The organism is Geitlerinema sp. PCC 9228 (genome assembly GCF_001870905.1).
Classification (GTDB): domain Bacteria; phylum Cyanobacteriota; class Cyanobacteriia; order Cyanobacteriales; family PCC-9228; genus PCC-9228.
The window spans coordinates 1-12,159 of record NZ_LNDC01000102.1 but is presented as its reverse complement, the minus strand read 5'-3'; the positions used below and the strand labels follow the sequence as shown (position 1 = coordinate 12,159).

The window sequence follows — 12,159 nt, the reverse complement described above, 5'->3', positions numbered from 1 at the left end:
ACGGTTACGAAGCATGGTGGAAGGCCGTTTCGGGATGGTAAGTTTGAATGGCTTTCATGTACTGCGCCCGTTCGTAGGAAGATTCGTCGGGGCAGTGGAGTTGGCTCATGCTCCCTTGCATGAGTTCAACAGAATCGTATTCGTGTTCTTCCATCCAGTGAACGACTTCCCTCTCCAACGTTTGAATGTAATTAATGCCATGGCGCAGCAAAGCCGAACAGACGTGGGTAACCTTTGCCCCTGCCATGAGCATTTTCAGAATATCCGTACCGTGCTGGATACCACTGGTAGCTGCCATATCCGGGCGAATGCGACCGTATAGCAAAGCAATCCAGCGCATAGGTAGGCGCATGTCAGAAGCACTACTGAGCAGTAAGTGGGGATACACCTCTAAATGTTCGATATCGATATCTGGCTGGTAGAAGCGGTTAAACAGCACCAAACCATCGGCACCAGCTTCATCCAAACGCTTGGCCATGTGGGCAAAGTTGCTGAAGAAAGGACTGAGTTTAATCGCCACAGGAATAGAAACTTCCGCTTCTACTTCCCGCAGGATATTCACGTAGTTGTCTTCAACTTGATGGCTGGTAACGTCTGGGTCAGTGGGAACGTAGTAAACGTTTAGTTCGATGGCATCGGCACCAGCTTGCTGCATAGAACGGGCATATTCTACCCAACCGCCGGTAGAATAACCGTTCAAGCTGGCAATAATGGGAATATCAACGCTTTCTTTGGCTTGGCGAATGTGTTCTAGATACAGTTCCGGACCCACGTGGAATTCGTCGGGTTCTGGAAAATAGGTCAGTGCCTCGGGAAAGCTTTCGGTGCCGTACTCCATGTGGTGGTGGAGTTCAAATTTTTCCCGCAGCAATTGTTCTTCAAACAAGGAGTGCAGTACAACTGCCGAGGCACCGGCATCTTCCATTCTTTTGATATCGTCAACTTCTTCCGATAAAGGGGCGGCGGAAGAGGGAACGATTGGGGTTCTCAGTTCCAGCCCCATGTAATTCGTGCGTAAATCTATCATGTTGGAATGCTCCTTATTTTGTATCCATTGCTGTTGCTTGAGTGGGAGGAGGGGGAGGAGGGGGAAGATAATTTCATACCCCCATACTCGGTATGCTCGGTAGCTCCCTACTCCTTAACTGGCTCTAAGAAGAGGCCTGGCTTTGCTGTTGGTTTGAGCTTTGATTGCCGCTTTGCCCTGAGCTTTCCGAAGAATTTCCTTCGTGATGGTGACCGTTTTCTTCTAGCTTGCGATTGGCTAGATATTGGTACATATCCCAACGAGCGTTGACATCTTCTTGGGCTTCCTTGAGCAACCGCTTGGCTTCGGCGGGTTTGGTCTTGGTGAGCATCTTGAAGCGGTTTTCTTTGTACATGGACTCCCGTACGGGTTTCTTGGGCGATCGCATATCGATATGCAAAGGATTTTTGCCCTCCTTCACCAAATCGGGATTGTAGCGATACAGCATCCAACGACCGCTATCCACCAACTCTTTCTGGTGGTGCATCGCCGTAGACATATCGATACCGTGGGCAATGCAGTGGGAGTAGGCCAAAATCAAAGAAGGTCCGTCATAGGCTTCCGCCTCTAAGAAAGTGCGCAGAGTGTGTTCGTCGCGCGCCCCCATAGCAACGCTGCCTACATAGATATTGCCGTAGGTCATAGCAATCATGCCCAGGTCTTTCTTGGCAGAAGGTTTGCCGCCAGCAGCGAACTTAGCAACAGCCCCCCGTGGGGTAGCCTTAGACGATTGACCGCCAGTATTGGAATAAACCTCAGTATCCAAAACCAGCACATTCACATTTTGACCGCTGGCGAGAACGTGGTCCAAACCGCCAAAGCCAATGTCGTACGCCCAACCGTCACCGCCGACAATCCAGACGCTCTTCTTCACCAGATAGTCAGCCAGGCTCATCATTTGTTTCGCCTCTGGGGTGTTGAGGCCTTGCAGGATTTTCTTCAGATGCGCCACCCGTTCGCGCTGTTCGTAAATATCGGCTTCTGTGCGTTGTTCCGCTTGCAGGATTTGCTGCACCAAATTGTCTCCCACCTCACCGCTGAGGCGTTGCAGCATTTCAGCAGCAAATTGGGTGTGTTTGTTGAGCGACAGGCGGAAGCCCAAACCAAATTCAGCATTGTCCTCAAACAAGCTATTGGACCAGGCAGGACCGCGACCTTCCGCATTGTGCGCCCAAGGGGTGGTGGGGAGGTTGCCGCCGTAGATAGAAGAACAACCGGTGGCGTTGGCGATAACCGCGCGATCGCCGAATAGCTGGCTCATCAGCTTCAAATACGGCGTTTCACCGCAACCAGCGCAAGCACCAGAGAATTCAAACAGCGGTTCCTGCCACTGTTGCTGGCGCACCCGTTCGTTATTCAACTGCCGGCGATCGGGATTGGGCAAGCTAAGGAAGAACTCCCAATTTTCCCGTTCGGACTCGCGGATAGGCGGTTGTTCCGTCATATTGAGAGCTTTGCGCGAAGGCTTGCTTTTGTCCTTAGCAGGGCAAACATCCACGCAAATGCCGCAGCCAGTGCAGTCTTCCGGGGCTACCTGAATGGTGAACTTCTGGCCGGAAAATTCTTTATCCTTCACATCGGCGAATTTGAAGGTTTCCGGCGCATTCGCCAGTTGCTGTTCGTCGTAGGGCTTGCCGCGAATGACGCCGTGGGGACAAGCTACAATACATTTGCCGCACTGGATGCAAATATCCGGTTCCCAAGCCGGAATGAATTGGGCGACATTGCGTTTTTCCCACTTGGAAGTGCCGGTGGGGTAGCTGCCATCGCAGGGCAGTTTGCTCACCGGTAGCTGGTCGCCTTCTTTGGCTAGCATTTTGCCTTCCACTTCCCGCACGAAATCGGGAGCGCTTGTTGGTACCGCAGGCACCGTATGGCGATCGCTGTTGGGTTCGCCCACGGGTACCTCAAACATGCGTTCCAAAGCTTGGTCTACCGCACGCAGGTTCATGCGGACAATTTCTTGCCCTTTCTTGCCGTAGGTTTTTTCGATGGCTTTTTTGATTTGCGCGATCGCTTCAGCGCGGGGCAGCACACCAGAGAGGGCAAAGAAGCACACCTGCATGACAGTGTTAATGCGCGAACCCATCCCCACTTCCCGCGCAACCTTATAAGCGTTGATAGCGTAGCATTTCAGCTCCTTGCGCACCACTTGCTCTTGGACCTCAGCGGGCAAATTATTCCAAACCTCGCCTGGGTCGTCGTAGGGAGCATTCAGCAAGAAAGTAGCACCGCGTGAGGCCGACTTGAGAATATTGAACTTCTCTAAAAACTGCCACTGGTGGCAACCCACAAAATTGGCTTGGTCGATGAGATAGGTACTGCGGATGCGGTTGGGTCCGAAGCGCAAGTGGGATACAGTCACCGCACCGGATTTTTTGGAATCGTAAACAAAGTACCCTTGGGCAAAATTGCTAGTTTCTTCACCAATAATCTTGATAGAGTTTTTGTTGGCACCCACAGTTCCGTCCGACCCCAAACCGTAGAACATGGCACGCACCACATTGTCAGGTTCCGTGGAAAAGCTGGGATCGTAGGGCAGCGAAGTTTTGGTAACGTCGTCTTCAATGCCGATAGTGAAGTGGTTTTTGGGGCTGGCGGCACGTAAATTGTCCAAGACCCCCTTGACCATAGCTGGGGTAAATTCTTTCGAGGATAAGCCGTAGCGACCGCCCACTACCTTGGGAGGGGCAGTTTCCCAAAACTCTTGAACGGCGCTGACCACATCCAAATAGAGGGGTTCGCCGTTGGAACCGGGTTCTTTGGTACGGTCCAAAACCGCGATCGCTTTGGTGGTATCTGGCAGAGCTTCCACCAGACGTTCAGCGCTGAAGGGACGGTACAGACGGACTTTTAGAACCCCAACCTTTTCTCCCTGTTGTTGGGTGAGATAGTCTACAGTTTCGTGAGCCGTTTCGCAGCCCGACCCCATCAAAACCAACACGCGCTCAGCATCGGGGGCACCGTGGTATTCAAAGATGCGATACTGACGACCGGTACGTTCGGCGAATTGATCCATCGCCTCCTGCACGATTTCGGGGCAAGTGTTGTAGAACGAGTTGACGGATTCCCGGGCTTGGAAGAAGACGTCGGGATTTTGGGCAGTGCCGCGAACCACGGGGCGGTCTGGGGTTAAACCGCGCTGCCGGTGGTTGAGAACGCAATCGTCGTTAATAAGCGATTGTAGGTCTTCTTCTTCTAGAAGTTCTACTTTTTGAATTTCGTGGGAGGTACGGAATCCGTCGAAGTAGTGAATGAAGGGTACCCGCGACTCTAACGTAGCGGCTTGGGAAATCAGGGCAAAGTCATGGGCTTCTTGCACGGAAGCCGAACACAACAAGGCAAACCCGGTGGCGCGGGCTGCCATGACATCGCTGTGGTCGCCAAAAATGGACAGTGCCTGGGCGGCTACCGAACGCGCTGCCACGTGAATGACTGCGCTGGATAGTTCCCCAGCAATTTTGTAGAGGTTGGGGATCATCAGCAACAAGCCTTGGGATGCTGTGAAGGTGGTGGTCAGCGACCCGGTTTGGAGCGACCCGTGTACGGCACCGGCAGCACCGGCTTCGCTTTGCATTTCGTATACGGAAGGCACGGTGCCCCATAAGTTGGGTCGCCCTTCGCTCATCCAGGAGTCCGCCCATTCTCCCATGGGAGAGGCTGGTGTGATGGGATAAATGGCGATAACTTCGTTGAGACGATAGGCTACCCGCGCTACCGCCTCGTTTCCGTCTAGGGTGGCAAACTGTCTGTTTCTCATAAATCCTCTCGGCATGTCGAACTCGAAGGGCAGGCACGGGGGCACTGCCCCTACATATCGTTATTGGTAGCGGTAATGGGTTTTGTAGCCCTTTGGTCAGGGGCAGGCACGGGGGCGCAACGCGTGAGCGCTGCTACCCCTAGGTATCGTTGTTGGTTGTTTGGTGTGTATAACTGGGCGGGTTTTGACCCCATTAAGAAACCAAGACCAAGAACCCAAAAAGGACAACGTTTAGGTTGTATATTGGCAAATTTTCTGTTGGTTTCTCATTGTCAGAACGTAATTTTTGTTCCTTCTATTTGACAAGGGCTACCATCCTCAAACAAACATATAGAAGCCCGAAAATTTGAGTTGCTTCTGGGAAGAAAATGAATGTTCTGACTACCCAGGGGTTCACCTTCTTATAGTAAAACCTTCTGCCGATTTTGTGGGGATTTTTATCCTTTTTTAATATCGACTACGAACCCACCTTTTGTGCTACTATAAAGGAATAGTTATTTTTTAAATATCGGCAGCCAAGTTTCTTAAACTCATGTAAAAAATCTTAAAATTGACCGTATTTCTTGAAAATACCTTAGTAAAGAGAAGGGGATTTTGTATGGAAAACTCCTGTGGGGCATCCATGCTCTTGGAGGTGGCGACTCCTGGGAAGATTTGCCCGCGCGTAAGTCTCGTCTATTGCAATGAAATCGCACCATAGGGTTTGTTGCTGGCTTCTCCTGTTGTGAGGCTGGCGTAGAAACAGTTGCGGTTTGCGGTTGAAGACAATGTGTTAAGGAATGTAAAAGATTGAAACTAGTGGCTATCTGGCGGTTGCTTGCTGGTGGCTAGCGGTAAAAGATATCAGGTAAAAAAAGAGAAAATTTTTGCGTTCGCGAAGCGTCTGGTGAAGGAGAATTGCTTTTCGATCTGAGTAGTGTTATTTGCAATACATTTTTAAGGTTTTCTAAATGTTTTGTCGCCGTTGTGACAGATTTCTTTTGGCTACTAGGAAGGAAAACGATTGGTAACAGATATCTAAAGAGATATTGGGATTTTCGCTACTTTCGATACGTTTGCTGGCGTCGATATCTGCAAGAAGCAAATGGTGGCTGGAATGCCCCTTGTGCGATAGGTACAAACAATCGTTGGGGCAGTAATTTTCATTTCTTATAATAGCATACAGATTTACTTATCTATTGACGTATCCATGACACTACAGGTAGCGATCGCCGGCCGGACAGCGCTATCATAAAAGCAAGCCAGGACACCAACCCAGCAAGCAGTCACTGAGCTGGGCCAGCCTTCCAGCCGGAAAAGGGGCGAGCCAACCAATATGTTTGCACTTGCTTTCAGTGCCGCGAAAAATTGACGCCTTAGAAATAATAACTGGCTATTACAATTGGCAGGCGATCCCAAAGTATCCCCAAAATTTTTCCTAAGGAAAAAAGTGGCCTTGTATAATGTTCTTATGGAGGTTGGTGTTGGCTGCGATGGTGCCTACCGCACCGGTCCTTCGGACAATCGAGCGGTTTTTTTTCGTTCGATATTGTCCATGGCTGGGAGATTTTACCTCGAAAAAAAACGAGTTGCTGCAGGTAAAAATTCCCGTACAACCGTTTCCAGAAAATCTTCAGAAAATCTTTGCTTTCTTAGCGGACATTTGCCACCACAGATATTACGCTAGTTTTTAACAGGAGAATCCTCCTGTACTTTTCCCAACAGCGAACAAAAAAGACAACTCGCAGTATTGGGGCAGCGATCTTCTTGAGGGCGCGATCGCTTTGTACTAACCAGATCCAAACCACGTATTCACCAGAGATCCCTTTCCCATTGCACTAACTCACCATCAGTGGTACAACAGGGCGCTCACGCGTTGCGCTCCTACCCAAAACCTTGCTCTTTCCCCTGAGCCTGCGTGAGGGGTTTGAGAAACTTGTCTTTTTGAGTTCGAGAAAAACGACGTTTGTCCATTTGCAGGAGGTTCCTAATGCAAGTTACATCCCCCAAAGTCACCAACCATCAAGAACTAGAAGCCCTCATTGGTAGGGTCAAAGAAGCCCAAGAAAGGTACGCCACCTTCACCCAAGAACAGGTGGATAAAATCTTCAAACGAGCTGCCCTCGCCGCCAACGCCGAACGCATTGCCCTAGGCAAAATGGCGGTAGAAGAAACCGGCATGGGCATTATCGAAGACAAAGCCATCAAAAACCACTTTGCCTCAGAAATCGTCTACAACAAATACAAAACCGAAAAAACCTGCGGCATCATCGAAGAAGACAAATCTTTTGGCTTTCAAAAAATCGCCGAACCCATCGGCCTCCTAGCCGGCATCATCCCCACTACCAATCCCACCTCCACCGCCATTTTCAAAGCCCTCATTACTCTGAAAACCCGCAACGGCATTATCTTCTCCCCCCACCCAAGAGCCAAGCGATGCACCATTGAAGCTGCCCGCATCGTTCGGGATGCCGCAGTCGAAGCCGGTGCCCCTGAAGACATCATCGGTTGGATCGATGAACCCACTGTGGAGTTATCCCAGGCGTTGATGCAACACCACGACATCAACATGATTCTGGCAACCGGCGGTCCTGGGATGGTACGGGCTGCCTACTCTTCCGGACATCCCTCCTTGGGGGTTGGCGCCGGCAATACTCCCGCTGTCATCGACAGCAGCGCTCACATCAAAATGGCCGTTTCCTCTATTTTGCTCAGCAAAACCTTCGACAACGGCATGATTTGTGCCAGCGAGCAATCGGTTATCGTGGAAGATAGGATCTACGAACAAGTCAAAGCCGAATTTAAAGAACGGGGCGCTTATTTCTTGACCCCCGAAGAAAAGGACAAGGTTGCGAATATTCTGCTGAAAAACGGCCGCATTAACCCCGAAATTGTGGGGCAATCGGTGGATCGAATCGCTGCAATTGCAGGCATTTCTATTCCCGAAGGTACCAGAGCCTTGATTGGGGAGGTTGATGTCATTGGTGCGGAAGAACCTTTTGCTTACGAAAAACTCTCCCCCGTACTATCTATGTATTGGGCAAAAGATTTCCAAGAATCTGCCCAAAAAGCGCACGAATTGGTAGAGTTTGGCGGTCGCGGTCATACTGCCGTGCTGTATACGGCACCCGATAACAAAGAACACATCAAGGAGTTTGAATATCGGGTGGAAACGGGTCGCGTTCTCATTAACACGCCTTCCTCGCAAGGGGCGATTGGTGATTTGTACAATTTCCGCCTGGATCCTTCTTTGACCCTGGGTTGCGGTACGTGGGGCGGTAACTCCGTCAGCGAAAATGTGGGACCCCACCACTTGCTGAATATCAAAAGTGTATCCCAACGGCGGGAAAATATGCTTTGGTTCCGCATTCCGCCGAAGGTGTATTTTAAATATGGCTGCCTCTCTACGGCTCTGAAGGAATTGTCGGACAAACAGCGGGCTGTGATTGTTACCGACAAGCCTTTGTACGAGCTTGGGGTCACCAACAATATTGAAGAGGTATTGGAAGAACTTGGTATTAAGTACGATGTCTTCTATGATGTGGAACCCGATCCGTCTTTGGATACGGTCAATCGGGGTGTGGAGTTGATGAATAAGTTTGGTCCCGATGTCATTATCGCTGTAGGTGGCGGTTCGCCTATGGATGCGGCGAAGGTGATGTGGCTGATGTACGAACATCCCGAAACTGAGTTTGAAGGGTTGGCAACTCGGTTTATGGATATTCGCAAGCGGGTGTACGAACTGCCGCCTTTGGGCGAGAAGGCAATGATGGTGGCGGTTCCTACTACGTCGGGAACGGGTTCGGAAGTGACGCCTTTTGCGGTGGTAACGGATGAGAAAACTGGTATTAAATATCCCCTGGCGGATTATGCGCTGACGCCGAATATGGCGATTGTGGATCCGGAGCTGGTGATGCACATGCCTAAGAAGCTGACGGCTTATGGGGGCATTGATGCTTTGACCCACGCTCTGGAGGCTTATGTTTCGGTATATGCTTCTGAGTTTACTAATGGATTGGCTTTGGAAGCGATTCGTTTGCTGTTTAAGTACTTACCCAGCGCTTACCGCAATGGTGCCCGCGATCGCAAGGCTCGGGAAAAGGTTCACTACGCCGCCACTATGGCAGGTATGGCGTTTGCTAACGGATTTTTGGGAGTTTGCCACTCTATGGCGCACAAGCTGGGATCTACGTTCCACGTGCCCCACGGTTTGGCCAATGCCTTGTTAATTTCTCACGTTATCCGCTACAACGCTACGGATGCGCCATTCAAGCAAGCGATTTTCCCGCAGTACAAGTATCCCAATGCGAAGTGGCGTTATGCTCGTATTGCTGATTACTTGAATTTGGGCGGCGAAACGGAAGAACAAAAGGTGGAAAAACTGGTGCAGGCTGTGGAAAATCTGAAAAAAGAACTGGAGATTCCGGCGACTATCAAGGAAGTTTTGCCGGAGGACGAAAAACAGTTCTACGAGCAAATTGAAGATTTGGCGATGCAGGCGTTCGACGACCAATGCACTGGTGCCAATCCTCGCTATCCGCTCATTCGCGATTTACAAGAGCTGTTTACTTTGGCTTATCGCGGTTGCCGAGTAGATGCTTCCCTGTTCCACCCGGAAAGTACGGAGGTAAATGGTAATGAAAGCAGCGATGAAGGGAAGGAAGTAGCGGCGACGAGCTAGACGTATATTGGTGTGGGAGATACCGAGCGTGGGAGATTTAGGAAATAAATTTATTTTTGTTTCCCATGCTCCCAGGTTCGGTATGCCCTATTCTTTACTCAAAACTTCGGAGAATGAAAAGTCGGGGGCTGCTAATACGAACAAGGTGGAAGGTAGGTTCGCGGTGCGACGGTGGAGGTCTTCGTAATATTCGGTGAAGTTAAAGCGATCGCTTGGGGGGGCCATTCCCAGGAAGATCAAATCGGCGTCTTGGGAGGTTTCGTGGAGAATCTCGTCAAATGTACGGGCAGTGCCCCCATGGTTGCCGCTCTGGGCAATAATGACGTGGGGATGGGCTTCGATGCGCATTTGAGCGACAAGGTTGTTGAGGTTGTTTCTGGCGGAGGCTGCTGCGGTTTGGTTGGGGACTACCAATTTGACGTTGACCTGGGCGTGGCGCCATTCGTTGCTGGTGCGCATTAAGTACGCAAGAATCATCATCAAACCGCCGTTGGCTTGCAAACCGCCCCACCATACATCAATGCGCGATCGCTTGCCAAACAAACGCTCCCGGTCGTCTCTGACAATCACCACATTGCGGCGGGAACGGTGGATGGTAGCAATGCTTTGGCAGTAGCGATCGCGTCGCCCCGCATCCTCGCTATCCCCCAAAATCACCGTATTGGGCACCAGCGGACCCAACCCATACACCTCCACCAACCGTTCCGTACCCGCAAACGGGTCTGGGGCTGCAATTACCCGCACCAAACAGTGAACCCCCTTTTTGGCCAGATATTCGTGAATCGTTTGTTCCAAAGCGCCCTGCTGGCTAATATCTCGCATCTGCGTCAGCACGCTCGCCACCGTAATCAAACCTCGGTTGTGGGTAAAAGCCGAAGCCAGCTCTACCAGAGGCCAGCGACGCCGGGGTGCCCCAGAAAGGACCAATACGTGGGGACGCCAGTTTTTGGCATCAACCTCCGCATCCAACCGGCGAATCCCCGCCCGGACCAAAGCCATCCAAATCCCCCGGCGGACATCTCCCCAAGCGCTTTCCAACTCCCGACGTTCTAACCAAATATAAATAGCCAGCACAATCGCCGCCGCCACCACAGTCGCCATGGCATCAATTAAAAACATCGCTGCACCGCAGCCAACTGCCCCCACCAAAGACAAGCTCCAGTGAACTGAAAACGAAGGGCGAAACGAAGGACTTTCTAAAAAAGATTCGATGCCAGCAGAAACATTCAGCACCAAATAGGTGGTTAGGAAAAACATCGTTAGCACCGGCGCGATCGCATTTAAATCGCCAATGGTCACCGCCGCAATCGCAACTCCCAAGGTCACCACTGTCCCCAAACGGGGTTCGTCATTGGGACCGCTACCGCCCCCGAGAGGTCCCAACCACCGCGGTAAAATGCCATCCCGTGCCAGCGCCTGCAAAACCCGGGGAGCAGCCAAAATACTTCCCAAAGCACTAGACAGCGTCGCTCCCCAAACCCCCAACTGAATTGCAGGACCGAAAAACGCCACCCGCTGCATCACCAATGGTTCGTTGATGAGGGTTTGTGCATCCACCCGCAGGGCTAACACAATTGGCAGCGTCATATAAATCAAATAGCCAGTTCCCACGGCTGCTAGAGTGCCCCAGGGGATAGCGCGGTCCGGATTTTTTAAATCCCCCGACATATTGACCCCAGCCATAATCCCAGTGACAGCGGGGAAAAATACAGCAAATACTTGCCAAAAACTAGCAGAACTCTCCGGGGGACTGCCGGTGAGCCCTAGGGGGGTTTCAGTAACAGGCTGCCCGAAAAATACTGCTATTAGAGAAAATGCGATCGCCGCCATGATCAAATACTGCGCCTTAATCGCTGCCTGGGCCGATTTAATCGCCAAGCCCGCAATGAGAATGGTAATTCCAAACGCGATCGCCGATTCTAGATGGGATAATCCCCCAAACGTCTCCACCACACTTTCCGCAAAACCCAGCGTATACAAAGCAATAGAAAGCGCCTGCGCCAAATACAAAGGAATCCCCACAGCCCCGCCAATTTCAATTCCCAAAGACCGCCCAATCATATAGTATGCCCCCCCAGCGCGCACCGTACGGTCTGTCGCGATCGCCGCCACCGACAGAGACGTCAGCAGCGTAATCGCAGTCGCCAGAGTTACAATCAGCAGCGTTCCCCCCAACCCCACATTGCCCAACACCCATCCAAAGCGCAAATACATAATCACGCCCAGAATGGTCAAAATCGAAGGCGTATACACCCCACCAAACGCATTCAAACCCGAACCAGCACCCGTCTGGCGATGGTTGGCACCGACTCTACCTCTACCACCATCGCGCTCTTGTCTGTCAGATGGGCGAAAGCGAAACATAGCATTCCCTCACGCAAAAAAATAATTGCTAAAAATACCAAGCCGCTCTTCAAGCTCGTACCAACCGCTACCGAATCCGGTCCCCCATAGAGAGCGGCTGACAGCACCTCGCCATCAGCCGCTTGCCTAAGCTGGCATTGCTTGAGTATTCCCCAGAAAACCTATCCTATTTCCACCAACTCCGGCAAGACACCAGAGCCGAAAGCCCCTGAAAAGCTTGCCCTGAATAGGGGGATTTCGCGCAACCCCCCTATTCTCGAAAGGGAAAACTGCTACTTCCTAATAGGTTGTTTACTGGACAATAATTGACTTTTATTGACTTGATAGTCGTAGCCATCTTTCTTAAAG

Annotated in this window: 4 protein-coding genes; 1 reads left to right on the top strand and 3 read right to left on the bottom strand. The window is 51.1% G+C overall.

What is annotated here, in order from left to right; genetic code table 11:
- Positions 1-4: 4 nt before the first annotated feature.
- Both AS151_RS10325 and nifJ read right to left on the bottom strand, forming a co-directional pair.
- The gene (locus AS151_RS10325; RefSeq protein WP_071517001.1) at positions 5-1,024 is read right to left on the bottom strand and encodes a dihydroorotate dehydrogenase-like protein; all 1,020 of its coding nucleotides are present in this window, start codon (positions 1,022-1,024) and stop codon (positions 5-7) included.
- Positions 1,025-1,151: 127 nt separating this feature from the next.
- On the bottom strand, positions 1,152-4,787 hold the full coding sequence (nifJ, locus tag AS151_RS10320; RefSeq protein WP_071516974.1) for a pyruvate:ferredoxin (flavodoxin) oxidoreductase: 3,636 nt from the start codon (positions 4,785-4,787) through the stop codon (positions 1,152-1,154).
- A 1,969-nt stretch (positions 4,788-6,756) separates the two neighbouring features.
- Between nifJ and adhE the strand changes: the two genes are divergently transcribed.
- Positions 6,757-9,447 carry a bifunctional acetaldehyde-CoA/alcohol dehydrogenase gene (gene adhE, locus AS151_RS10310; RefSeq protein ID WP_071516972.1) on the top strand — a complete coding sequence of 897 codons (2,691 nt, stop codon included), beginning with the start codon at positions 6,757-6,759 and terminating at the stop codon, positions 9,445-9,447.
- Positions 9,448-9,534: 87 nt separating this feature from the next.
- Here adhE and AS151_RS10305 read toward each other — a convergent pair whose 3' ends face one another.
- Positions 9,535-11,811: an amino acid permease gene (locus AS151_RS10305; protein WP_071516971.1), complete on the bottom strand. Its 2,277-nt coding sequence runs from the start codon at positions 11,809-11,811 to the stop codon at positions 9,535-9,537.
- Positions 11,812-12,159: the final 348 nt, after the last annotated feature.

Excerpts from the sequence above, each read along its gene's own strand:
- adhE (WP_071516972.1), top strand. The coding sequence starts at position 6,757 with ATGCAAGTTACATCCCCCAAAGTCACCAACCATCAAGAACTAGAAGCC.
- nifJ (WP_071516974.1), bottom strand. The coding sequence starts at position 4,787 with ATGAGAAACAGACAGTTTGCCACCCTAGACGGAAACGAGGCGGTAGCG.
- AS151_RS10305 (WP_071516971.1), bottom strand. The coding sequence starts at position 11,811 with ATGTTTCGCTTTCGCCCATCTGACAGACAAGAGCGCGATGGTGGTAGA.